The following is a 24,230-nucleotide window of genomic DNA, read 5'->3' as shown; positions in this document are numbered from 1 at the left end:
GCGAGGCCGACGGCGCCTCCGGTTCTACGGCGCGATCTCGAACTCGGGCGGCTGGAGACCCGCGAGACATTCCGTGTTCGGCGCGGTCGGACTGTCGAAGAACGAGGCGGTGATCGCTTGCGCGCACGGCGACTCGGCGAAGGCCACATGGGCGACGTAGGGGACCGTGACGACGGTGGACCGGCTCAGCGTACGAGCTACGTAGGCACCGTTGCTCGGCGCGGTCTGGGCGTCGAACCCGCCTGACATGACGAGGGTCGGGATGTTGCTTCGCGTCACGTCACGCACCGAGCGCGGCGCGGCCGGGACGTCCCAGGCACGGCAGTCCGCATGGAGGAAGGGGAGTTGGGGTGCGTTGGCGAGCACCGAGCGGGGGAAGGAGGGGAAGGCGCGCCGCCCTCCCCGGATCACATCGGCCTCGCTCTCGAAGGGTGTCCACTCGCGGCAGAAGACGCCGTAGGCGAGCCCGTGGGCAACCCTGCCCATGGCCTGCGGACTGAGCTTGCCGCCCGCCCACTGCTCGGCGATGCGCTGCGGATTGCCATGAGCCAGCTCGTCGATGGAGCGGGGCACTCCGGAGGCCAGGTGGGTGGCGGAGGTCAGCCAGTTCACCAGGACCCCGCCGTCCAGCACGACCTTGACCGGCGCCGGTTGGCCCGGGACCGTGACGGTGGTGGTGAGCGGTCGGGCTTCGAGCTGACGGACGAGACGCTCGAAGGTGGCCGACAGGTGCGGGTAGCGGCTGTTGCAGGAGGGCTGCTCGGCACAGGCCTTGAACAGGCCGTCGAAGCCCTGCCGCGCGGCGCTCCAGGTCACGGCTCCGCCCGCCAGGGACGGCGGCAGGACGCCGTCGATGCCGACCGACCGGATGCCCTTGGGGTGGTCGCGCAGGTAGATGAGAGCCAGGTCGGTGCCGTAGGAGATACCGAAGACGTTCCACCGCTTGATGCCCAGCGCGACGCGCAGGTCGGCGTAGTCGGTGGCGCTCTCGGTGCTGTCGTAGGCGCTGAGGTCGCCGCGGCTCGCCGACTGCTCGCGGCAGACCCGCGTAGCCCTGACGTGCAGACGCCCGGTGGACGGCGCACCGTAGACGAGGCCGACGGCGCGTGCGTTGAACGCGTCGACGTTCGGACAGGTGAGCACCGGGTCGGCCGAGTAGGTTCCCCGCTGGGACATGAAGATCACGTCCCGGTCGCGGTTCAGACCGCCGTCGATCGCCAGTTGGGCCTCGGAGACAGCGTCGTCGCCGGGCCCGCCGGCGAGCCACACGATCGGATCGCGCGCCGGTCTGCTCGTGGCCGCCGCAACGATCGCGACACCTAGGGTGATCTTCCGTCCCTTGTGGCGGGAGCGGTTCTCGGGCACGGTGAGCGTCCCGCAGCGGGCCCCTTCGAGAGCGGGGATCGGGTCCGCCGTCCGCGGGCAGGGGCCCGGCACGAAGCGGGCGTCGCCCACCGTTCGCGCGACGGTGCCGAGGGGCGCTGCGGGGCTGCCTTCGGCTCGCGCGGGTGTCACGGCGAGGCCGGCGACGAGGACTCCGGCCGTTGCTCCGGCCAGCGCGGCCGGGATCCGTCGCAGCGTGCGCCTGGGGTGGGTCGGGCGGATGGACCTCATGAGCTCTCCAGGTCGGGGGTGATGGTGAACGGTTTAGGTGCGAGTCCCGCCACGCAGGCCGTGTCCGGCGAGACCGGGTGGGTGAGGAAGGAGGCCAGGACGCTTTGCGCGCAGGGCGACTGGGGGACCACCCAGTGGCCGATGCCGGGAATCTGCACGGCGGTCGAGCGGGGCAGCGTACGGCCCGCGTACGGCCCCCAGCGCGCTCCGGTCTTCGCGTCGAAGGTCCCGGAGACGATGAGTGTCGGCACCTTGCTGAAGGTCGCCACCCGCTGGACGGGGGTGCGGTCCGGGACGTTCCAGACGCGGCAGACGTCGTGCTCGAAGGGGAGCTGCGGTGCCTGGGCCAGGACCGTGTCCGGCCACCCGGGGAAGGCCCGGCGTCCCGCCTTCAGCAGGTCGGACTGCGAATAGCCCGGCACCCACTCGCTGCAGGCCACCGACTGCGTCAGGCCGTGGGCGAACTCGCCGATGACGGGCTTCGCGCCGGCGGCGCGGGCCTGGGCGAAGCGGTCAGGGTGTCCGTGGGCGAGTTCGTCGAGAGCCGCGGGGACGTCGACCGCCGGGACGGCGTTGGCGACCAGCAGGTTCACCAGCGCGCCCCCGTCGAGGACGACCTTCACCGGGTCTCCGCCGCCAGGCGGCGGCGTCGTCACCGTGAGAGGGCGCGCCTCCAGTCGCCGGATCTGCCGTGTCAGCGTGCTCGGGAGATCCGGGTAGCGGCTCTTGCACCGCGGTTGGGAAGCGCACGCCGCGAAGATCGCGCCGATCCCCTCCCGGGCACTGTCCCAGGTCCACGGCAGGCTCACGATCTGCGGAGGGACGACGGAGTCGATGGCCACCGAGCGAATCCCCTGGGGGTGCCGGCGCAGGAAGGTGAGGGCCAGGTCGGTGCCGTAGGAGTACCCGTAGACGTTCCACCGGCGGATGCCGAGCGCCTTCCGCAGGTCGGCGAAGTCGGCAGCGTTCTCTGTGGTGTTGTAGGCACTCACCTCGATTCCGTCGGCCGTCAGACGGTCCCGGCACTCCTTCGTCGCGCGCACCAGGCGGCGCCCGGTCGACGGCGCGTCGTAGCGCAGCCCCACGGCGTCCGCGTAGAACCGGTCGATCTCCGGGCAGGCGAGGCTCGGCTGCGAGTAGAGGGTTCCGCGCTGGGCCATGACGATCAGATCGCGATCCCGGTTCACGCCGGCGTCGATCAGGAAGGGCATGTCCCCGATCACGTCGCCTCCGGGGCCCCCGGTCATGAACACCACCGGGTCCCCGGCCGGTCTCGCCGACGCGGCCGGAATGATCGCGACGGCCAGCCGGATGGTCCGCCCCCGCGGGTGGGCGCGGTTCTCGGGCACCTCCAGGACCCCGCATCGGCCGGGGACCGGCTCGGGCGCCTTCGGACAAGGACCGGGCACGAACCGCGCCGGAGGTCCTGGCCGGGCCGCGTCGCCGGGTGGTGACACGGCACCGCTCGGCGACGCGCCGGCCGTTCCGAGGAAGGCCAGACCGGCCGCGACGAGTGCCATCGTGGTGCGCGCGCGCCGCGAGCGCCGCTGTGCGTACCGGTGTTGCGCCCTTCTTCGTACGATCCTGCCGTTCCCGCGAACGGACGGCAGGCAACCCGGACTGAGGCCGTGTTCCGTCATGTGATCCCGTCTCTCTGACGTCCGCGGCCTCCCTCACCGGGACGACGCCGCGTGGCTCCGCCCGCCGCCGCATGATCGGTGCGGGCACTGCGTACGCCAGCCTGAGTCTGTGGAGAGACGTCCACCACTCGTGGGGCTCCACTTGGCCGTCGGCATCACCCGGGGCGCCCCCGGCTGTGCCGCGCCGTCACTCGCGTTGGTGCCTCGTGTACCGCGCCCGGGCCGAACGGCCCAGGCACGGCGCGCCTCGGCCGTGCGGGCGGACGCCGGTGGAGGAGGATCGGTCGGGGGATCGGTCGGCACGCCACTCGCGGCGTCCCACCCGCCGCGGCGGACGTGGGTCAGCGGGCCGGGAAGGCTTGCCCGATCACTCAATCTCACGGCCGCACGATGTCAGACGTCCCCCGTGGCCGCGTTCTCGCCGGGAGCGCCCGTCGTGAGGTCCGGGTGACCGTCGGCGTCGCGGTCCTGGAGCCCGACCGAGGCGCCTAAACGGTCACCCTGTTCCGCGGTCGCGTCCTGGGACGGCCGCGGGTGCCCGGGTGGTGCGTCTGCCAGGAAACCGGGTGGCGCGTCAGCGGCCGAAGGTGTCCGCGAACCTGCGTCCGTCGACGACGGGGTAGCCGAAGTCCGTCGCGTTGAAGCCCGTCGCGTACGTGCTCGTCAGGCCCGTGGTCGCGCCGCGCAGGACCCACGCCGCCCCGTCGTCGTATCCGTGGGGCAGGACGTCCTCGCCGAACGCGCCGACCGCCAGGTCAGCCCTGCCGTTGCCATTGATGTCACGCAGCCGCAGCGAGGAGCCGAAGTGGTCGCCCGCCTCGGCGGCGCCCGGCACACCCGGCGTGGCCTGGTGAAACGACTGGGCGCCGCTCGTGGTCAGGCCGCCCGGACCGCCCTTCAGGAAGACGACGTTGCCGACGTTGCGGTGGCCGTCCACGTCCTCGTACGCGGCGCCGACCGCGACGTCCGCGCGGCCGTCACCGGTCGCGTCGCCCACCGCCACGGCCGCGCCGAAGTCGTCGAACGCCTCGTCGGTGCCGGGGATTCCCGCGCTGGCCTGGGTGTAGGTCGTGCCCGTGACGGGGAGCCCGGCCACTCTGCCGTACCGGACGGTGAACGAACCACCCTGTGCGACGGCCGTGTTGCCGGTGACCAGATCGTCGTATCCGTCGCCGTTGATGTCTCCGCCCGCCACGGCCGACGCCCAGGAGGCGCCTCCCGGGGCGGCGTCTTCGGCCAGCACCGAGTAGTTGTGGCCGAGATCCCCGGGGCCGCCGCGCAGGACGCCGACGTAGGTACTGGAGGCCCCGCTGTCGGCGGCCGTCTTCTTGCCGTGCAGCACGTAGTCGCTGCCGTCGGTGCCGGAGAAGTGACCTGCGACGACACCGTCCAGTTGTACGTTGTCGGGCAGGAAATCGACTTCAGGTGCCAGTGCGCCGTCCTGGGAGGGTTTCCCGTCGGCGTACCACCAGAGGCTGTTGCCGCCCACGACGACCAGGTTGCCGGTGCCGTCGCCGTCGAGGTCGGCGAACGCGGTGCCCTCGCCGAAGAGGTCGGCCTCGGCCGTCGGGGCGGTGAGCGCCATGCCGCCGGACGTGAACGGCCTCGTCCCGCCCCACACGATCGTCACCGAGCCCCGGGGCTTGCCCGTGACCTCCTCGCCGGGCGCGCCGACGATCAGATCGGCGTAGCCGTCACCGTTGACGTCGCCGCTGGTGACGTTCTCACCGAACCTGTCGACCGACTCCGAGGTGCCCGGAACACCCGCCGTGTTCTGCGTGATGTTCACCGAGCGCGCGGGGCTGACACCGGAGGCCGAGCCGAGGAGGACGGTGACCGTGCCCCCGCTCGCCTTGGGGGTGCCGATCACCAGGTCGCGGTAGCCGTCCCCGTTGAAGTCGTCCGGCAGCCCGGAGGGGGCCGCGACGGCGGCGGGGGCGCCGAGCCCCACGACGGCGAGGACGGCAGCCGTGGCGACGGCCAGAGTACGTGCGTGCAAGGTGGTGCTCCCTGTCTGTGGAACCGACTCCGGTGCGGCTTCGGTGACGTACGACCCCTCGAGTGGACAAAGGGTTGTACGAGCGGGAAGAGAAGGTGAACGAGCCGCGCGGCCAGGAAGGATGACCGGCCCGGTGGAGGACGGGCGGGCCGTCGCCCGGCGTCGCGCCCTCTGCCGCGGCAGAGGGTCAAACACCGTCTGCCGGGCGTCCTCGACCCATGGGCGTCGGCGATGGGTTCCGGCCATGCCGAGCTCCACCGAGCCTGCGGCCAACAGGCGGATTCCAGACGAGCTTTGGCGCTCCGGGCGGGGAGCCGCGCGCCGAGCGGCGCGGGAAGAGACAGAAGTAGTTGAGGCAAATGGGGCAACCATGAGCCCTGGCTGACCGTCTACAACCGCGTATTGAAAGGAGCCCCACTGAGTGAAAATCGTCTTCCTGATCCACAACGTCTACGGCATCGGCGGAACCATCCGCACCACGCTCAATCTCGCCTCGGCCCTCGCGGACCGCCATGAGGTGACGATCGTCTCCATGCTGCGCCACCGCACCAAACCCCGGTTCACCATCGACAAGCGAGTGACCCTGTTACCGCTGGTCGACCTGCGCAAAGACTCCGCCGACATGGCCGATCCGCGGTCGCGTCAGCCCACGCAGGCGTTCCCTTCCGCCGAGAAACGACACGGTCAGTACAGCCGGCTCACCGACCTGCGGGCCGAGGAGTATCTGCGTACCTGCGACGCCGACGTGATCATCGGCACGCGTCCGGGCATCAATGTCTACCTGGCGCGATTCGCACCCCGCCAGGCGTTGCGCATCGCTCAGGAACACCTCACGCATGACACCCACAGCAAACGGTTGCGCGGCCAACTCGCCCAGCACTACCGCGCCCTGGATGCCGTGATCACCACCACCGAAGCGGACGCCACCGCGTACCGCACCAGGATGCGCCTGCCCGGTGTGCACATCCAGGCCATTGCCAACAGCGTGCCCGAACCCGACGTGCCGGCCACCGACGGCGGAGCCGACGTCATAGCCGCGGCCGGACGCCTGGTCCCCGCCAAACGGTTCGACCTGCTCATAGAGGCTTTCGCCAAGGTCGCCGCCGAGCGCCCGGACTGGTCCCTGCGTATCTATGGCACCGGCGCGGACAAGGAGCGGCTCCAAGACCTCATCGACGACCGCGGGCTGGTGGGGCGGGCGACTCTGATGGGCGCGACCGCACACATTGAGGCCGAGTTCGCCCAGGCGTCCATCGTGGCGAGCGCCTCCGACGCGGAGTCGTTCGGCATGACCCTGGTCGAGGCCATGCGCTGCGGAGTTCCCGTGGTCAGCACCGACTGCCCGCTCGGCCCGGCCGAGATAATCCACGACCGTGTCGACGGCCGACTGGTCCCTGTCGGTGACTCCGAGGCGCTCGCCGCAGCCCTGCTCGACCTCATCGACGACGAAACCACCCGTCGCCGCATGGGCGACGCGGCGCGGGCCGCCTCCCGTCGCTTCGACCCGGTCCCCATCGCCAGGTCCTACGACGACCTGTTCACCGACCTTGCCGGAACCAGCGGCTCCCGTGCCTGGCTGCGCAGACGCGGCTGGTTGCGCGCCCGCATCGGTCCCTTCGCGCGCCGACTGCTCCCGTCACCCCGCGGCTGAACAGGGTCCACGCCACTCGCGTCGGGTGTGCGGGGGATATTTCAGCGCTCGGCTCCGGGAAACCCTCGGTTCCGGGTCAGGGACCGCCATGCCGCATGCCGCGTCGCTGCGGAGGCACCTAGCATTCCGGGCATGGCGATGTTCGTGCATTTGATGTCGGCGGCGAACGCGCCGCGCGTCCGGCGGTCCGGGATACGTGCGGACAGTCGAGGGCAGGGCGGTGCGCGAGGTGTCTACTGCTTCCCGGTGCTGCCGTCGTACACCCTCACCCACCAGTGGGTGCGAGAACTGTCCCGGAGCGGCACCCGGGGCGGGCTGGTCGCCGTCCACGTGCGGCTGGACGACGCCCAGAGCGTGCTGGTCGGGCGCTATTCGGACCGCGCCCGGGACGCCCAGGCGTGCGTCACCGCGGCAGAGGCGGTGCGGCGCATCGCGGCGCTCGAGGACCCGCGCGGCTGGGAGGTGTTCGTGCCCCGGGCCATCCGGCCGCGCGAGCTGCACCGGATCCGTTCCGTGTCCCAGGTGGCGGGCTGGCGGTACTGGCCGGACGCGCACGGAGTACGCCCCTGCACCTGTTACGGGTGCCGGGTGCGCGGCGAGTACGGATCGCGACGCCTGCGTGAGCGGTTGCCGCATCCGCTGGACGGGCCGCCCCCACCGGTCCCGGTGCTGCTCGCCCGGGTCGCGGCGGCCGGTGACCCGGGCGACCCGGGCGCGCTGAGCGACGCGCTGCACTGGTTCGGCATGCGGCGACGAGGTCCGCTGGCCCAACTGGCCCCTCTCGCCGCCCATCCCTACGCCGGCGTGCGGGAGAACCTGGTGTGGGCGGTGGGCCGCTGGACCACGCCCGGAGTCGCCGAGCTGCTGGACGTCCTCGCCGACGACCCGCACCCGGATGTCCGGGAGGCGGTGGAAACGGTCCGCGAGCCGGCGTGAGGACACTGGTCACCGACCGTTCGTGCGCACCGGTGCGCGGTTGCCCCGGCGGCTCCCGGAACGCGTCGACTCGGTACGTCGTACGAGCCGAAAGGCGGGGCGGTACGCCACCCCCCCCACGCCGACGATCAGGAACGTCGGGAAGCAGAGGTGTGCTCCGGGCGGGAGCGCAGGGTGGAGGCGAAGTCCTCGGCGGCACGACAGTCGAGATCATCGGCCTGAGCGTTCCCGGCGCGAACCTGCACAGCAAGCTCACCGGCGAACTCACCAGCCACTGAACCCGGACTCGCACACCACGAAGGACCTCGGCCGCCGGCCGAGGTCCTTCTCCGTCGCCACGGGCGTCCCCGACCCGGACCACGAACCGACAGGACACTCGGCCGCATCACCGCCGAGCCCGACGAAGAGAGAGCGAGGCACGGCTGTCGACGCCGGCCCGATGGCCACGGCGACGCGGGCGCCGTGCCTGGGCGAACTCGGCTCCCCGGCGTGACGTCCTGACGAGCTGCCACACCTGTGAGTTACCTCACCCGTCGCGGTCGGCTGTCGTGGCCGAACTGCCTGGCCAACAGCCCTGCCCCCGCATCCGGCGACTCCTGCTGGCCGGATACGTCAGTAATCTGTCATTGCAGTCAGTGCGAGATCCGATACAGGCTGTGACCGTGTCTGAGCGACGTGTTGTTGTGGTGGTGTATGCGGGCGCCATGGCGCTGGACATCACCGGACCGATTGAAGTGTTCGATGTCGCCAACCGGCTCCTCGCCCCGGCGGCCGCCCCCTATCGGATCGGCCTGGTCTCCGCCGACGCACCGCTGGTGCGAACGAGTTCAGGAGTGGTCGTGGAGGCCTCGCCGCTGGAGGCGGGGCAGGGATCCATCGACACCCTCCTCGTCCCGGGCGGATGGAGTCTCAGCGAGGTGCTCGGGGACCGGACGCTGGTGTCGTGGATCGGCAAGGCGGCGGCCCGGTCGCGCAGAGTCGCCTCGGTATGCGGCGGATCCTTTCTGCTGGCCGAGGCGGGCCTTCTGGACGGCCGACGTGCCACCACGCACTGGGCGTACAGCGAGGCGATGGCCTGCCGCTATCCGGCCGTGACGGTGGACGCCGAGCCGATCTTCGTCTGGGACGGCCCCTTTGTGACGTCAGCGGGCGTGTCGACCGGGATCGACATGGCACTTGCCCTGGTGGAGGCCGATCACGGTGCGGCGCTCGCGCTGGAGACGGCCCGCTTTCTGGTGCTCTTCCTCAAACGGCATGGAGGGCAGTCCCAGTTCAGCGCGGTGCTCGACGCCCAGTTGGCCGACCATCCACCCATCCGGACCGCACAGGAGTGGATTCTGGACAACCTGCACAACCCGTTACCCGTGGCCGAGATGGCCATGCGGGCCAACATGAGCCCGCGCAACTTCGCCCGGGTCTTCAGGCGCGAAGTGGGCACGACCCCCGGCCAGTTCGTCGAACGCACGCGCATCGCCCGCGCGCGAGAGCTGCTGGAGACGACCGATCTGCCGATCGGCCAAATAGCGGGCCGCTGCGGATTCGGCGCCCCCGAGACCTTCTTCCGCTGCTTCGGACGAAGCCTGGGGCTCACGCCGAAGGAGTACCGGCACCGCTTTCAGGTCGTCACGCCATCCGGCCTCATCGACCGGCGCCACGAGACGGACAGGAGCCCCGCATGACCACCACCATCTCGGACTTACCCGAGGCAGGGACCGTACGCCTGGTCGACCATCTGGCAGCGGAGCTCGCCAGGGCCGGTGTCACTCATGTGTTCGGCGTCGGCGGCGCGAACATCGAGGACCTGTATGACGCCGTTCACCGCTCCGGCACCGTCCGCGGTGTCGTCGCCAAGCACGAGTTCTCGGCCGTCACGATGGCCGACGGATATGCCCGGACCACCAGGCGCCTCGGCGTTGTCGCGGCCACCTCGGGCGGCGGCGCGATGAACCTGGTACCGGGCCTGGCGGAGGCGTACGCCTCCCAGGTGCCCGTGCTGGCCCTGGTGGGCCAGCCGCCGACCGCCCAGGAGGGGCACGGAGCGTTCCAGGACTCCAGTGGCAAGGGGGGCTCCTTCGACGCCGCGGAGGTCTTCACACCCATCTCCCGGTTCTGCGCCCGGGTCGAGGACGCGGACTCCCTCAGGGAACTGCTGCCGCGGGCGTTGGCGGCGGCACAGACCGATCCGCGCGGGCCGGCGGTGCTGCTGCTGCCCAAGGACGTGCAGCAGGCGCGGATCCGGTTGCCCGGCCGCGGCCCGGCGCGGACACCGAAGGGCCCGGCGCCGACACCGGCCGGTCCGACGCCGGCACAGGGCCTGCCGATGTCCGTGCCGACGGCATCGGCGGCACGGCTCGACGGCGCCGCACTCGCCGAGGTGTCGAACGTCCTCCGTGGGGCCGACAGGGTCCTCGTCATCGCCGGTGAGGAGGTTGCCGCCGCGGACGCCCGTGCGGAACTGGCGGAACTGGCCCGGAGCCTCGGGGCGTGGGTGGCGGTCACTCCGGACGCCAAGGATGTCTTCGACAACCATGATCCCCGGTTCGCCGGGGTGGCCGGAGTGATGGGCCATGCCAACGTCGAAGACTGTCTGCGGCGGGCCGACGTGTGCCTGCTGGTAGGTACCCGGCTGCCGCTTCTGGCGCGCGGCGGCCTGGAGCGGGCCCTGGCCGCCACCGACGTCGTGTCTCTGGGGCACGCACGGCCGTTCGTGCCGGGCGCCGCACTGGGTGGGGACCTGCGGGACGCGCTGCGCGCGGTGACCGGCGGGCTCCCCGCACGCCCCCGTGACTGCCCTCAGCACGCCGGTCCCCTCCCCACCCTCATGCCGGCCCCGGTCTCCCCGCCGACCCGCCCGCGAACCGTCCCGTACACCGAGGCGGTCGCCGCGGTGGAGGCGGCACTCCCTCAGGACGCGCACGTCTTCGTGGACGCCGGCAACGCGGGCGCCAGCGCGATCCATCTCCTCCCGGCACCGCGCCACGGCCGCTTCGTGGTGGCGCTCGGTATGGGGGGCATGGGCTACACCTTCGGTGCCGGCATCGGCGCCGCGCTCGCCACCGGGCGAAGGACCTACGTACTCGCCGGCGACGGCGCCTTCTTCATGCACGGGATGGAAGTGCACACCGCCCTGGAGTACGCCGCACCCGTGACCTTCGTCATCTTCAACAACAACGCGCACGCCATGTGCGCGCTGCGTGAGGAGTTCCTCCAGGGCGGCAGCCGCACCGACGACCTGTTCCGCCGGACCGACATCGCCGCCGGGGTGGCCGCCGCCTTCCCGTCCCTCGACGTCACCGGGGCCGAGAACGCCGCGCAGTTGCGCAAGGCGCTGCTGCGCAGCAACACGGGCGGCGGCCCGGCTTTTGTCGCGCTGGACTGCGACCCGCGGGAGATCCCTCCGTTCCTCCCCTTCCAGCCCTTCGCCGAAGCCACCGCCGGCAATGAGAACGCCGACACCAAGGAGAGTTCAGATGAACGACGAGTCGTCCGCGTTGGCTGACATCCCCGGTCTGATGCGGATCGAGAACCCGGGCAAGGACGAGCTGACCGCCCACTGCATGGAGCTCACCCACGCCGTCTACCCCCACCATCAGGTCTACGGGCAGTACTGCACCATCCATGAGTACGTCGACTGCCCCCCGGAACTGACCTACGACTACCTGAGCCGAGGCCACCACTTGGAGGAGTGGACCTGCAGCCTGCGGGACTTCGCTCCCTCCGGCACACCCGGGCTGTGGGTCGGCCGCGACCGGCTCGAGGACGACACCAGGATCTACTGCAAGGTGGTCGCCAACCCCGAGGCCATGACCGTGGACTACCACTGCTCCTGGGATCAGGCCGACAAGCTGTGGATGATCTACCTGATGCGCGTCGTTCCGGCCCGCCTGGTGCTCGACAAGCCCGGATCGGTGATCACCTGGACCAACTGCCGCCATCCCTACTACGACATCAACCCGCACCCCGACCTGGCTCCCCGCCCGGACCGGCCCTGGGTGGGCGACTACTGGGACCTCTTCTACGCGGGGCACACCGTGGAGATGAACAACCTCAAGGTGATCCTGGAACACCGCCACCGCAACGGCCTGCCGGTCAGCGTGGCTCCGGCCGGGGCGGTGGCGCGGTGACCACGGTCAGCCTCACCGACGTCGCAAGCTACCTTCCCGGCGAGCCGGTCCCCGCGGAGTTCTACACCGACTACCCCGGAGCGGAGGACAAGCTCCGCAACCACCCCATGTTCAAGGTCCCTCCGTCACGGCACCACGTGGCCCCGGACGAGACCAACGCGGACATGGTCGAGCGCGCCGTGCAGCCCCTGATCGAACGGCACGGCAGGGACGAGATCCGGGGTGTCGACGTGCTGTTGGTGCACAGCCAGTTGCCGGATCTGCCGTTCGTCGGCGCCGGCACCGAGGTGGCACGCCGACTGGGCCTGAACCCGGAGTGGCTCGTCGATGTGGCCAACGCCGGTTGCGCGTCCTTCGTGTACATGCTGAAGCTGGCCCGGCAGATCCTCACCACCACCGATGCGAAGACCGCGCTCATCTGCAACGCGCAGAGCGCCGCGGGCCAGTGCTTCACCCAGTCCGAGGTGCGCAGGCTCGCCCAGGCGGCGATCCCGGGCGACGGCTGCGGCGTGGGCTATGTGACGACGTCGGCCGACACCCCCGTACTCGACGTGGAGACCCGGCACTTCGGCGAGTACGCGGGGGACATGACCGTGGCGGTCGACGACGGCCGCAAGTACTGGGAGCCGGGGGAGTCCCAGCTGCGGATCGGTTTCACCGACGCGAGCGTCGCCAAGGTTCTGGCACGCGGCAACCGCCTCGTCCCGGAGGTGATCACGGACCTGTGCCGACGGCTCGGCGTGGCCACCGGTGACATCGACGTCCTCGTCACCAACCAGCCGAACCGCACCTTCCTGCGGAACTGGCGCGAGGCGCTGCAACTGCCGGCCGAGCGGCACCTGAACACCTTCGACCAGTGCGGGAACCTCTTCGGAGCGGCGATCCCGATCACCCTGGACCGCGCGATCCGCTCGGGGCAGGTGAAGGACGGTGACCTGGTGGTCGTGGGGGGATTCGCCCACGCGGGCGACTTCGCCGGTGCCGCCGCCGTCCGCTGGCACGGCGGGCAGGGATGACCCATGGGCGTCCCCGTCCTGCACCGACTGGCCCTGAACGAGAGCCCATACCCTCCGTTGCCCTCGGTGCGCAAGGCGATGCAACAGGCCGTCGCAGAGGCTCACCGGTACCCGCAGTTCTACCCCGACGAGCTCGCCGAGCGGATCGCCGAGTGGTGCCGGGTGGCCCCCGACAGCGTCGCGGTCGGCAGCGGGTCGGTGGGGGTGGCACTGCAGTTGCTTCAGGCGGTGATGGAGCCGGGTGCCACGATGGTCCACGCCTGGCGCACCTTCGACGCGTACCCCTTGCTGGCCACCATGGTCGGCGCACACGCCGTCCCGGTGGCCCTGTCGCCGGAGGGACACCAGAATCTGGACGCCCTGCTGGCCGCGCTCGACCACGGAACCCGGGTCGTAGTGGTGTGCAATCCGCACAACCCCACCGGAAGCAGGGTTGCCGTCGACGCTCTGTCGGCGTTTCTGCGCCGGGTCCCTCGACATGTCACCGTGCTCCTCGACGAGGCATACGTGGAGTTCGCCGGCGACGCCGATCCGTCGGACACTCCCGCGTTCCTGGCCGCGCACCCCAACGTGCTGGTCCTGCGCACCTTCTCCAAGGCCTACGGCCTCGCCGCCCTGCGGATCGGCTACGGACTGGGCGCTCCCGCGCTGGTGGAACGGATCCGTCGGCAACAGTTGCCCTTCGGGATCAACGCGGTGGCGACCGCGGCGGTGAAGGCCTCACTACGAGCCGACAGCGAGCTGCGTCTCCGTGTGGACACCATCGTCACCGAACGTGAACGGCTCCGGCACGAACTCGTCGACCTGGGCTGGCACGTACGTCCTGGCTACGCCAATTCCGTCTGGCTCGCCGCGCCTGACCCGGTCGACGAGGGCGCGGCGGCGCTCACCGACGCCCGTGTCCTGACGCGCCACTACCCCGGCGAGGGACTTCGGGTCACCGTCGGCGACCGGAGGGCCAACGACACGGTGCTTGCCGCTCTGGCGGGGCTGCGCGCACCGGCTCGCGGTGAGTCCTTGTCCGCACGGGGAGAACCTGTTCCGGGTGCCCCGCGCTAGCGGGGGGCGAATCGTGGCACCCGTCACAGCATCGGAAGCAACCAACTCCATGGAGCGGAGCTCATTCATGGTGTGAGGGGCCGGGTCACCGGCCCCCGGGTGGGCAGAGCAGGGCCGCGTCGAGGCTGAAGGCCGCATAGCTCAGATGTTGCTCATATTGGTAGGTGTGGTGATCATTCGCCCCTTATGATCGAACTCGCTGGTCACAAGCCCGAGTTGCCCTCGGGCCGGCCAGACCCCCCAAGCAACAGACGCAAGGAATTCGAGTGTTCATAACCGGCTCCGGGGCCTCCCACTGCCGCTCCACCAGCCTTCCCCTGCTCGCCGCACTGACCACCGGGGCGCTCCTGGCCGTGGCCGCCCCAGCGGGTGCCGCGACGGAAGAAGCGGCAGCCGCTTCGCTCTCGCAGCCCCTTCCCGACCTGCCCTCCGCGGGGTCCGGTCAGGTCACCATGGTCGACTCCTCGGGCGCCCGGCTCGGTATCGGCCTGCCCGGATCGCCGCAGGCGCAGCCCGAGACGTACCCGGACGGCACGGTGATGTACTCCGAGCCGGATGCCTCCACTGATGTGGCCGTCCGTGTCTCGGGCAGCGGTGCGGTGAGCGCCCTGGTCGTCCTCAAGAACGCGGCCGCGCCCAGGGAGTTCCGTTTCCCGCTCGCCCTTCCCGAAAGCAGCCACGTGGTGTTCGACGCCGACGGAGGGCTGACCGTCGCCGACGGGGCGGGCCACACGGTCGGATCGTTCGCCGCGCCGTGGGCGGTTGACGCGAACGGGGCGCCGGTGAAGACGAGTTACCGCCTGGAGGGCGGTGTCCTCGTCCAGACGGTCGAGGTCGATGAGTCCACCGCCTTCCCGGTCGTCGCCGACCCCTCCTGGTGGGACAAGGCCAAGGAGATAGGGGGCGGCATGGTCAGCGACACATGGAACTCCATGAAGTGCGGCGCCGCGCTGGGGGCCGCCTTCGTCCCCGGGGCGAAGGCTTACAAGGTGATCAAGGCGGCCGGGGGGATCAAGAAGATCCTCACGGTCCTGGCCAGCGTGGACACGAAGAAGGGGGCCCTGTCCGCCCTCGGGTCCGGTGGATCTACCCTGTTCGGGATCAAAGCGGTCAAGAAGGCGTGTTTCGACGACCTGAAGTAGTCCTTCCGGCAACTCGCTCACAAGGGATTCATGTGAACACACTCCCTGCCGATTCGGCCTGGCGGCGGTCGGTCCCGTGGCGCGGGGCCGCGATGATGGCACTCGGCTACGCCGTCTTCTACCTGCCGCTGGTCTACTTCCTCGACCGTACGGTCAGCGCCGCCTGGCTGGCGGTTCCCCTCGTCGGCGTCGCCGCCCTGACGTTCGCCGCCGACCGGAAGGGGCTCGGGGACGAGCCCTGGTTCGTGCGGGCGATGGCACTCGCCATCGTCGCTGTCGCCCTCACCGGCGCGCTGCTCTCGTAGCGCCGACAGTCGGAACGTCCGACGCGAACCCCGCTCCCGACATGTCCGGGGCGGGGTTCCGCGTTGCTCTCTCGCCGGCTGGCTGGACACCGGACTCCGGGAACGGACAGGTGGCGCGAACGCAATGGGGAGTCGGAGTCCGGCTGGGCCGGACGGCGTGACACGGACGGCCGGATCGTGCCGCGCGCATCCACGGGCTGATGGCCCGTCAGGCTTCCTTCGTTCCACTGATGTTGACCATCCAGCTGATACCGAAGCGGTCCGTGCACATGCCGAAGGTGTCACCCCACATCTGCTTCTCCAGCGAGACCGACACCGTGCCGCCGTCGGACAGCTTCTCCCAGTAGCCGCGCAGTGCGTCGGCTTCGTCACCGCTCAGGCTCACGGCGAAGTTGTTGCCCGGTTGGTGCTCCATGCCCGGCGGGACGTCGGCCCCCATGAGGACGAAGCCGTTCGGCGCCTCCAGAAGGCCGTGCATGACCTTGTCGCCGTACCCAGGGGGCGTCTCGGAACCGAAGGCGCCGTACTCGTTGAGCGTCAGCGTGCCGCCGAACACGCCCTGGTAGAAGGTCATGGCCTGCCGACCGGCAACTGTCTGCTGGTCACACGAGGTGATCAGCCGTGTATGACGCCGTCCGCGTGACAAATGGCCGCGACCGCAACCGAAGCGGCCCTCGCGAGGCTCTGGATCAGTAATCAGCAACGCATTCGGTGAGGAGACAGAGATGGCCCCTTGGAGCAACGAGAACCTCAGTTCCTGTGCCTTCGTCGACCCCTATGCCGCACATCCCCGAGACACCGCCTGGCCGGTTCAGGCCCAGCCCCGCGACGACGTCGACTACTTCCTGGCGCCGCCCAACCCGGCCCAGCGTCTCAGCTACACCCTCGACCCACACGATCAGCGCCGTCTCGACCTGCACGCGGCACTCACGGCCGCCGGTATTCCCCCGATGCCCGAAGACCGCGCCGTCATCGACCAGATCAGCGCTCTACCGGCGGACGTCAACAACGCCCTTCAGCGCTGGTTGCACCACACCCTGTAGACCGCGGGGGCCGCTTCCCCGACGCGACGGCCGGCGCCCTCATGCACGCTCGTAGCATGACGCGCCGGCGCCGTCGCGCACAGGGAGCACCGGCCCCTCGGTTGTCGATGCCGACGAAGAACCGAATCACCCGGTAGGTCGTCCTGGGAAGCAAGCTCAAGCGGACGGAATGCCGTGGTGGAGAAGTCGGTCAGAGGTGCGGTCAGAGGTGCGACGTCGACGGTGGAGACAGCGGTGCCCTGGTGGGTACGGCGTCGCGCGGGGCCACCGGATCCGGGCACGGAGGCGGACACACTGAGCCGATCGCCTTGGGTAGGAGGGCGGGTTCTTGCCTCGCTCGCGGTGCTGACGGCCGGACTGCTGGCGTTCCACCGGGCGGTGCCCAACTCTGCGGGACACCTGGGAAGCCTGCTGGAAACGTTCCTGCCCTGGCTCGGCCTGGTGGTCGTCACGCTGTTCGGTCTGGCCCTGCTGCGCCGTTCGACCACCGCTCTGGTGGCCCTGGTGCTACCGGTGACGGCCTGGACGTACCTCTTCGGCGGGTTGATCACGCCAGTCACGGAGCCGGGCACACACGACACCCATGACCTGCTCGTGGTGCAGCACAACGTCAGTGACGAGAACACCGATCCGGCCGGCACGGCTCGCACTCTCGCCGATGGCGAGCCCGACCTCATCGCGCTGCAGGAACTGGTGCCCGCGGCACTGCCGCTGTACGAGAAGGCCTTGGCCCCGCGCTACCCGTACCGCGCGATTCGGGGCACCGTCGGGCTCTGGTCGAAGCATCCGCTCACCGGTGTCCGGTCGGTGGACATCAAACCCAGTGGAATCGTTGCGGAGTGGAGTCGCGGGGTGCGAGCGGAAGTCCACACACCGCAGGGCGCGTTCGCGGCGTACGTCGCACATCTTCCCTCGGTCCGCTTCCGCGCGAGCGGCTTTGCGTCTTCCCCGCGCGACGAGAGTGCCCGCTTGCTGGGGAAGGCCATCGCCGCAGAGAAGCTGAAGTCCGTGATCCTGCTCGGAGACCTGAACGGTACGGTCGACGACCGTGGGCTCACTCCCCTCACCTCACAACTGGAGGTGGCCGAGGGGGGCTTCGCCTTCACCTTCCCAGCCGCCTTCCCGCTCGGACGGATCGACCAGGTCATGGCCCGCTCGGCAACCGTGAGCGATATCCATACCTTGCCGGCCACCGGCAGCGACCACTTGCCCATCGGCGCACGGATCACGATGAGTTGAGAACCGTCCCGGTCGAGCACGAACAGGCCCGGCGTCAGTTCAGCTCCAGCACTCCCACCGTCTGGTCTCCACTGGTCTCTCCGGTCGGTCGGAATCCGAGCGCCAGATAGAAGCCTGATGGGCCGTCCGCTCCGGGATGCCAGGTGGTCGTCAGGCGTGTGCCGCCTCGGCGCCGGATCTCGGCGGCCACGGACTCGACTGCGAAGCGTCCGTAGCCGCGCCCCTGCCTTCCGGCTGCGATGTTGAGACGCCAGAGCCCGGAGCGGAAGTCGGTGCCCTTGCCCGTCCAGTCGATACCGAAGAACGCCATGAGGAAACCGACGACCTCGTCGTCATCACAGATGAGCCGGGGCCATGCGACGCCAGGGTGGACGTATGCCTCGGCGAGAGACTTCAGGACCGGTGCCACCGCGTGTTCCTGGTCCGGGCGAACCCTCAGGCTGATCGCGGTCTCGAAGTTGTCGGGCGTGATCTCTCGCAGGCGCAGCGAAGTAGGCATGACCGCACCCTACGTAGCCCCTGCAAGTGAATTTCCGACGCTTGCCACCGCGTCGAGACACCCGGCCGTGTCGAGCGCCACGCTCTCGCCGTACAACCAAAACGTCGATCTCTGATCGTTACGCCAAGCGACCCCAATGGGCTGGCAAAGCCTGCTGGTTGTCGCCTTTGATGTCGGCTCGGCGCGATCGGATCATGGACGCGCCCATGGACACATGAGGTGGGAACGCACGTGAATTCAGCTCTGGGGCGCGTCCTGGTCGGCATCGGCGTGACGGCTGCGCTCGCCACGACCGCCGCATGCGGGGGACAGGACACCGACGACAAGAGCGGCGGATCGAAGAAGCCCCCGGCCGAGGCGACGTCGCCCGCCGCCCAGGATGCTCTGAAGCCGCTCACCGAGGCGCAGTTGACGAAGTCCGCGATCACCAAGACGGACGTGAAGGGTTACCGCGTCGGCAACACGCCCGACGACGAGATCCCGGAAGTCAGCGTGCCCGCGAAGCCCGCCGGCTGCCAGGCCGTCGCCGACCTGTTCCTGCTCGGCACCGAGCCCGATGCCACGGCCCCTGTGTCCCGGACGCTGACCAGCCTGACGGCCACCGACGCCACGGTGCTGCGGCTGGGGCTGCTCGCACACAAGGAAGCGGACGCCAAGAAGGTCGTCGGCGACCTGCGCACCCAGAGCGAGAAGTGCAGCTCCTACGAGCACACGGGCTACCAGTACACCGGCGTCAAGCCCCTCAAGGCTCCTGGCCTCGGTGACGAGGCGGTGTCGTACACGATGACCAGTGACATCGACGGAGACAAGATCCCGGTGACGTACACCGTCGTGCGCAGCGGGTCGACCCTGGCCGTCTTCTACGCGATGAACGCCCTGGGCGGCAAGGCGCCCGAGGTGCCGGCCGCTGTCATGGAGGCGCAGGTCGCCAAGCTCCGGAAGACCGCCTGACGGACCGGCTGACAGACCGCCTGACGGACCCGCCCGACGGCCCCGGTCCGGTACGAGTGAAGGCCCCGCAGACGAGCTGCGGGGCCTTCACCGTCGGATCCCCCAGCCGGTAGCGAGGCCGGGCCGGTCCGGCCCCACCAGCCTGGGACCCGGAGGCCCGGTCGATGCGCTGCCCGTCGGGTGCGACAGGTCGCAGCCGTCGATGCCCATGCGGCCGTAGCGGCCGAGGACGGGGCAGAAGCCGCAGAGGCTATCCTTCTCACCGGCCGGGGCAGACTGCCACAGCCTGGGGGACAGGGCCCCGCCCGACGCGGCAAACCGCAGGTCGATCTTGGAATGGATGGCCCTTCGGCGTTGCTGCACCCCTCATGGGCTCGCCCGGTTCCAGGGTGCTTCGGGCAATGGCGCTCGGCACGACGGGACACGAGAACTGCCAATGATCTCGATCCTGCCTGCTCCCTCGTCCCTGGCCCGCTGTCTTCGAAAGGTTCTCCTGCACCATGCCCTTGGCTCTGCTGGCTCTGGCTGTCGTCGCGTTCGGTATCGGCACGACCGAGTTCGCCACCATGGGGCTGCTGCCCCAGATCGCTGACGGGATCGGTGTGTCCGTGCCGCAGGCCGGCAACGTCGTGTCGGCCTACGCGCTCGGTGTCGTCGTCGGCGCACCGCTGCTGACGGGCATCGGCGCGCGCGTCCCGCACAAGCGCCTGCTGCTGCTCCTGACCGGCCTGTTCGTGGTCGGCAACGTCGCGTCCGCGCTCGCTCCCGACTTCGGCACGCTCTTCGCCGCGCGCTTCCTGGCAGGTCTGCCGCACGGTGCGCTGTTCGGCGTGGGCGCCGTCGTCGCCTCACGACTGGTCGCACCGGAGCGCGCGGCACGCGCCGTCTCGAAGATGTTCCTCGGTCTCACCATCGCCAACATCGTCGGGGTGCCCGCCTGCACGGCCCTCGGGCAGCACCTGGGCTGGCGGTCCGCCTACGGCACGGTCGCCGTCATCGGCCTCATCGCCCTTGCCGCCCTGGCCGCCTTCGTCCCGCACCAGCCACGCGGGCAGCAGTCCGGCATCCGGCACGAACTGCGGGCCATGGGCAACAGGCAGGTCGCCATCGGGCTGGCCACGGCCGTCATAGGGTTCGGCGGATTCTTCGCCGTCTACAGCTACCTCGTGCCCATGCTCACGCACCTGACCGGTGTCTCCGACTCCTCGACCACCGTGGTCCTCGCGCTCTACGGCGTCGGCATGACGCTCGGCACTCTGATCGCCGGACCCCTCACGGACCGCGCCCTGCGCCCGACGCTGTACTGGGGGCTCGCGCTGCTCGCCGCGGGACTGGTGACGTTCTACTTCGCGGTCCACAGCACCGTGCCCGCCCTGGTGACCATCACGTTCATCGGTGCGATGGGCTCCCTCATCACGACGCCGATCCAGATGCTCCTCATGGCCAAGGCGAAGAACGCCCCGACCATGGCGGCTGCCTCCAACCACTCCGCCTTCAACCTGGCCAACGCCGGTGGTGCCTGGCTCGGCGGCCTGGTCATCTCGGCGGGCTGGGGATGGGCCGCCCCCAACCTGGTCGGCGCGGCTCTCGCCGTGGCCGGTCTCGGCCTCGCCTTCACGGGCGGTCTCATGGAACGGGGCCACCGAAGCTCCGATGTGATCACCAAGGCGTCGCCGGTGATCGAACATGAGGCGCACGTCCACACGGCGGACTGACCCTGTGACCGTTCGTCGACCTCAAGATCTGCCGAGGCACTGGGCCGGCCTCTGATCTGGAGGCCGTGACGCCGTCCCTCGACGCACCAGTGGCACTGACGCCGCCCCTCGACGTACCAGTGGCACTACTCGGAACCGGCCGCGCCTTCCGCCACCGGGCCGGCGGACTCCACAGGTCCGTCATGGCCCGTGACACCGGCCTGGTGCGCCGGAGTGGCGAGCCCGCACGGCCCGCAGCCCGACGCCTGGTCCGGACTCAGCGGCACTCCATTGCTGCGCAGTACGTCGCGGAGGTCGAGGATGAGCGGGAAGACCTCGTGGTTGTGATCTTCGCCCTGCTCGTCCCAGGCACGCTGTTCCGCCTCGACCGCGGTCCGGTCCTGGGCGAAGACCCGCTCGGTGAAGCGGCGGATGAGCGGCCAGGCGAGGTGGAGTGCCCCCGGAACCGGCGGCTTGGCGATCGTGAGCAGGCCGTAGGCGTGGTTGACGCGCTGCTCCGCGTCCTCCGGTACATAAGCGGCCCAGAGCGAGAACGCCGGAAGGTCGGTGCCCTCCGGGACGCCCCGCAGCGTCTGGTAGGGGTACTCGGTACGGATGGTGATCACGTCGGGTGTGTCCTGGCCGCCGATCCCCTCCGCGGACAGGAGACCCGCACCTCGGTCCTTGCGCCCTCCGGCAGGGACGAAAAGGTACCGGGCCTCGACGTGCCGTGGCCCGGTCTCGTACCCCAGCAGCTCGGGCTTGATCCTGCCGAGCACACTCCGGTGCAGGAACTGGTGGTTCATGTCGAGGAGGTTCTCGTGCATGAACGAGTAGTGGCACCGCACGGTACGGGAGAACGTCATGGTCCGGTGGGCGGCCGAACGGTATTCGGGCAGCAACGGGAACGGCGCCGCCGAGGCCAGGGCCGGGTCTCCGGGAAACACGAAAACCAGGCCGTAGGCCTCTCGGACCGGGTAGGAGCGCACACCGCGCGGCGGCCGCTCACAGTCCTTGGGAAGGTAGGGGATCTGCGAGATACGGCCGTCGCCCCGGTAGGCCCAGGCGTGATAGCAGCATCGCAGGATCTCGCCCTCCACCACACCCATGCTCAGGGGTACCTGGCGGTGGGCGCAGCGGTCCTCCAACGCGTGGACCGTGCCGCTGCGTCCCCGGTACAGGGCGATCCGCTCGCCGGCGAACGCGGTCGCGAACGTCCGACCGCGCCGTACCTTCCGGGAGGTCGCCACCGGATACCAGTGGTCCGGGGAGATACCGATCCGCCGGAGGTCCTGGACCGGGGCGGGGAGGGCCCTGAGCCGTCCGTCCGGGAGATGGGGCGGGTACGCCTCCGGGACGGCGGTGGAGTGCCGGTCCTGCTGGTCTGCTCCGGGGCGGACGGGTCGGGCCTCAGTCATCTGCTCTGGTCCCTTGCGCTCGGGCGGGAGGTCGTGTCGGGTGGTCGCGAGGGTGCCGCGCGTCGGGCGCACGTGTCACGCGGGCCCGCGACCCCACCACGGACAGCCGCCGCCGACGCAGGTGATCAGCCCGCCGCCGCGGGGCTCCACCTTCCTAAGGTCGCCGGGGCCACCCCGATCGTCAACCGCGGAGGTGCATTGGTGGCGCAACCGGTCCGGCACATGCCAAGGCAGCCGGAAGGCACCGCTGCCGCGCCGGACGCCGTGCCCGATTCAACGACGACGAGGGCACCCGCGCGGCTCGACTCGTCGCGTCGCCGGAGGGGCGGTCGGGCTGCCACGGCCGCGCCCTCGCAACCAGCACCCCTGACCCACGCGTCGCAGAAGACATGGAACGTGAATGGCTCTTCTCGCTCATCCCGCTGACGATCGGCGTGCTCTTCCTCAGCTTCGGCGTGTACGGACTCCGCCGTGCCCGTGCGCTGCGTCGCACAGGCGTCACCGCCGAGGGGTGGATCGTCCGACACGATGTCAGGCGGGATGACGAAGGAGCCAGGTATCACCACCCGGTCGCGGCCTGGACGACCCGGGACGGCCGCGCGTGCGAGTACGCATCGAGGTTCGGCCGCGGTTCCGTCCGGGGCGGCTTCGGCGTGGGGAGCAGGGTCACGGTGCGATACGACCCGGAAGACCCCCGCCGGTTCGCGATCCAGGGCTGGGACGCGACGACGGTCGACCTGCTGTTCACCGTGTTGGGGTCGACGTTCACCGCGGGCACCCTTGGGGTGTTGCTCGTCCGACTGCTCACCCTCTGACTCCATGCCGTCGAGGGCAACCATTCATGTGTCCCACGGGTCTGGTGTGGTGACGGTACGGCGTATACCGCGCGGACCGTACACGGATCGGCGTAACCGCATGAGGACGACACAGGAGTGTGAACGGTATGGGACGGCGACGGATCCTCGCGGCATGTGCGACGGCGCTGGCGGTAACGGGCGGAGGCTTGGGCCTGATGCCCGCGCAGGCGGCGCCCGGCAGCGGATCGGCCGCCGCCCGCGCCGGTGATCTCGACGGTGACGGCTTCGGCGACCTCGCGGTCGGCTCGCCGGAGGGGACGATCGCCGGGTTCTCGAAGGCCGGCTATGTCTCGGTGGTGTACGGCACCGCGCAGGGCGTACGCACCACTCGCCACAAGGGCATAACCCAGCGCACGGCGGGCATCCCCGGCAGCCCTGAGGCGGGCGACCGGTTCGGGTCCGCCGTGGCCGTCGGGGACGTGGACGGCGACAGGTACGCGGACCTCGTCATCGGCTCGGGCGGCGAGGCGATCGGCTCCGTCAAGGGCGCCGGTTCGGTCACCGTCGTCTTCGGCGCGAAGGGCGGGGTGAGCGGCGACGCGATCGCCTTCCACGCACCCACTCCGACGGCCCGTCAGGCTTTCGGCAACAAGCTCGCCGTCGGCGACTTCGACCATGACGGCCGCGACGACATCGCGGTCGCGGCCGGCACGAAGGTGCAGGTGGTGAAGGGCGCTGCCAAGCTCCGCGACACGGCGAAGCCCGCCATGAAGGCCTACACCCCGCCCGGCGGCGGCGCCGGCACCGGGCAGATCGCGGCCGCCGACTTGAACGGCGACGGGTACACCGACCTCGCCACCGTCGCCTACTTCGACGACCCGGCCGACGAGGGCACCCTCGGCGTCCTCGCCGGCTCGGCGCAGGGCCTCACCGGAACGACGCTGGGCAAGACCGGGCTGCCCTTCGCCGGATACAGCATCGTCGCCGGGGTTGTCACCGGCGGCGGCAAGGGCGACATCGGCGTGGGCACCGGCGTCTCCGACGGCCCGGGCGACATCCTGCTCCGGGTGTTCCCGGGTACCGCCGCGGGCCGCGGCGCGGGC

General features: G+C 70.4%; 22 protein-coding genes. 16 read left to right on the top strand and 6 right to left on the bottom strand.

Annotated features, from left to right (window positions below; translation table 11 throughout):
* Positions 1–24: 24 nt before the first annotated feature.
* The 3 genes from ACFWBT_RS18280 to ACFWBT_RS18270 all read right to left on the bottom strand — a co-directional run bounded on the left by ACFWBT_RS18280 (position 25) and on the right by ACFWBT_RS18270 (position 5,253).
* Positions 25–1,614, bottom strand: a complete 1,590-nt coding sequence (locus ACFWBT_RS18280) for an alpha/beta fold hydrolase (RefSeq protein WP_385701343.1) — start codon at positions 1,612–1,614, stop codon at positions 25–27.
* On the bottom strand, positions 1,611–2,963 hold the full coding sequence (locus tag ACFWBT_RS18275) for an alpha/beta fold hydrolase (protein ID WP_385701340.1): 1,353 nt from the start codon (positions 2,961–2,963) through the stop codon (positions 1,611–1,613). Before ACFWBT_RS18275 ends, ACFWBT_RS18280 begins: the two co-directional genes overlap by 4 nt.
* An 865-nt stretch (positions 2,964–3,828) precedes the next feature.
* On the bottom strand, positions 3,829–5,253 hold the full coding sequence (locus ACFWBT_RS18270) for an FG-GAP-like repeat-containing protein (RefSeq protein ID WP_385701337.1): 1,425 nt from the start codon (positions 5,251–5,253) through the stop codon (positions 3,829–3,831).
* A 421-nt stretch (positions 5,254–5,674) separates the two neighbouring features.
* Between ACFWBT_RS18270 and ACFWBT_RS18265 the strand changes: the two genes are divergently transcribed.
* The 10 genes from ACFWBT_RS18265 to ACFWBT_RS18220 all read left to right on the top strand — a co-directional run bounded on the left by ACFWBT_RS18265 (position 5,675) and on the right by ACFWBT_RS18220 (position 15,486).
* Complete coding sequence (locus tag ACFWBT_RS18265; protein ID WP_385701335.1) at positions 5,675–6,904, top strand: glycosyltransferase family 4 protein; 1,230 nt, start codon at positions 5,675–5,677, stop codon at positions 6,902–6,904.
* Positions 6,905–7,036: 132 nt separating this feature from the next.
* Positions 7,037–7,840 (top strand): HEAT repeat domain-containing protein, encoded by an 804-nt coding sequence (locus tag ACFWBT_RS18260; RefSeq protein ID WP_385701332.1) that lies wholly within the window; start codon positions 7,037–7,039, stop codon positions 7,838–7,840.
* 152 nt (positions 7,841–7,992) lie between these two features.
* Positions 7,993–8,118, top strand: a complete 126-nt coding sequence (locus ACFWBT_RS18255) for a hypothetical protein (RefSeq protein ID WP_385701330.1) — start codon at positions 7,993–7,995, stop codon at positions 8,116–8,118.
* A 270-nt stretch (positions 8,119–8,388) separates the two neighbouring features.
* Complete coding sequence (locus ACFWBT_RS18250) at positions 8,389–9,519, top strand: GlxA family transcriptional regulator (RefSeq protein ID WP_385701327.1); 1,131 nt, start codon at positions 8,389–8,391, stop codon at positions 9,517–9,519.
* Entirely contained in the window at positions 9,516–11,339 is a 1,824-nt protein-coding gene (locus ACFWBT_RS18245; RefSeq protein ID WP_385701324.1) for a thiamine pyrophosphate-binding protein, read from the top strand. The genes ACFWBT_RS18250 and ACFWBT_RS18245 overlap by 4 nt, the downstream gene beginning before the upstream one ends.
* Positions 11,311–11,964 (top strand): SRPBCC family protein, encoded by a 654-nt coding sequence (locus tag ACFWBT_RS18240; protein ID WP_385701321.1) that lies wholly within the window; start codon positions 11,311–11,313, stop codon positions 11,962–11,964. The genes ACFWBT_RS18245 and ACFWBT_RS18240 overlap by 29 nt, the downstream gene beginning before the upstream one ends.
* Entirely contained in the window at positions 11,961–12,980 is a 1,020-nt protein-coding gene (locus ACFWBT_RS18235; protein WP_385701319.1) for a 3-oxoacyl-ACP synthase III family protein, read from the top strand. The genes ACFWBT_RS18240 and ACFWBT_RS18235 overlap by 4 nt, the downstream gene beginning before the upstream one ends.
* A 3-nt stretch (positions 12,981–12,983) precedes the next feature.
* Positions 12,984–14,039 carry a histidinol-phosphate transaminase gene (locus tag ACFWBT_RS18230; RefSeq protein WP_385701317.1) on the top strand — a complete coding sequence of 352 codons (1,056 nt, stop codon included), beginning with the start codon at positions 12,984–12,986 and terminating at the stop codon, positions 14,037–14,039.
* Between the two features lie 266 nt (positions 14,040–14,305).
* Entirely contained in the window at positions 14,306–15,181 is an 876-nt protein-coding gene (locus ACFWBT_RS18225) for a hypothetical protein (RefSeq protein WP_385701314.1), read from the top strand.
* 32 nt (positions 15,182–15,213) lie between these two features.
* Entirely contained in the window at positions 15,214–15,486 is a 273-nt protein-coding gene (locus ACFWBT_RS18220; RefSeq protein ID WP_385701312.1) for a hypothetical protein, read from the top strand.
* Positions 15,487–15,694: 208 nt separating this feature from the next.
* Here the strand turns inward: ACFWBT_RS18220 and ACFWBT_RS18215 are convergent, their stop codons facing one another.
* Positions 15,695–16,060, bottom strand: coding sequence for a VOC family protein (locus ACFWBT_RS18215; protein ID WP_385701309.1), 366 nt, complete (start codon positions 16,058–16,060; stop codon positions 15,695–15,697).
* A gap of 151 nt (positions 16,061–16,211) precedes the next feature.
* On the opposite strand from ACFWBT_RS18215, the gene ACFWBT_RS18210 reads away from it, so the two are divergent.
* Positions 16,212–16,529 carry a hypothetical protein gene (locus ACFWBT_RS18210; protein WP_385701306.1) on the top strand — a complete coding sequence of 106 codons (318 nt, stop codon included), beginning with the start codon at positions 16,212–16,214 and terminating at the stop codon, positions 16,527–16,529.
* Positions 16,530–16,823: 294 nt separating this feature from the next.
* Positions 16,824–17,768 carry an endonuclease/exonuclease/phosphatase family protein gene (locus ACFWBT_RS18205; protein WP_385701363.1) on the top strand — a complete coding sequence of 315 codons (945 nt, stop codon included), beginning with the start codon at positions 16,824–16,826 and terminating at the stop codon, positions 17,766–17,768.
* Positions 17,769–17,802: 34 nt separating this feature from the next.
* Here ACFWBT_RS18205 and ACFWBT_RS18200 read toward each other — a convergent pair whose 3' ends face one another.
* Positions 17,803–18,267 carry a GNAT family N-acetyltransferase gene (locus tag ACFWBT_RS18200; RefSeq protein WP_385701304.1) on the bottom strand — a complete coding sequence of 155 codons (465 nt, stop codon included), beginning with the start codon at positions 18,265–18,267 and terminating at the stop codon, positions 17,803–17,805.
* Positions 18,268–18,498: 231 nt separating this feature from the next.
* On the opposite strand from ACFWBT_RS18200, the gene ACFWBT_RS18195 reads away from it, so the two are divergent.
* Together ACFWBT_RS18195 and ACFWBT_RS18190 are read left to right on the top strand one after the other, a co-directional pair.
* On the top strand, positions 18,499–19,218 hold the full coding sequence (locus ACFWBT_RS18195; protein ID WP_385701302.1) for a hypothetical protein: 720 nt from the start codon (positions 18,499–18,501) through the stop codon (positions 19,216–19,218).
* Between the two features lie 500 nt (positions 19,219–19,718).
* Positions 19,719–20,933 carry an MFS transporter gene (locus tag ACFWBT_RS18190; protein ID WP_385701299.1) on the top strand — a complete coding sequence of 405 codons (1,215 nt, stop codon included), beginning with the start codon at positions 19,719–19,721 and terminating at the stop codon, positions 20,931–20,933.
* A 125-nt stretch (positions 20,934–21,058) separates the two neighbouring features.
* Here ACFWBT_RS18190 and ACFWBT_RS18185 read toward each other — a convergent pair whose 3' ends face one another.
* Positions 21,059–22,330 (bottom strand): Rieske 2Fe-2S domain-containing protein, encoded by a 1,272-nt coding sequence (locus ACFWBT_RS18185; protein WP_385701296.1) that lies wholly within the window; start codon positions 22,328–22,330, stop codon positions 21,059–21,061.
* Positions 22,331–22,719: 389 nt separating this feature from the next.
* Between ACFWBT_RS18185 and ACFWBT_RS18180 the strand changes: the two genes are divergently transcribed.
* Both ACFWBT_RS18180 and ACFWBT_RS18175 read left to right on the top strand, forming a co-directional pair.
* Positions 22,720–23,145, top strand: coding sequence for a DUF3592 domain-containing protein (locus ACFWBT_RS18180; protein WP_385701295.1), 426 nt, complete (start codon positions 22,720–22,722; stop codon positions 23,143–23,145).
* 197 nt (positions 23,146–23,342) lie between these two features.
* Positions 23,343–24,230, top strand: an 888-nt coding sequence (locus ACFWBT_RS18175; RefSeq protein ID WP_385701292.1) for an FG-GAP-like repeat-containing protein, incomplete at its 3' end; no start/stop codon positions are given.

The organism is Streptomyces sp. NPDC060027 (assembly GCF_042737005.1).
Classification (GTDB): Bacteria; Actinomycetota; Actinomycetes; order Streptomycetales; family Streptomycetaceae; genus Streptomyces.
Note: the sequence above shows the minus strand (reverse complement) of the source record. Positions and strands in the feature narration are given on the sequence as shown.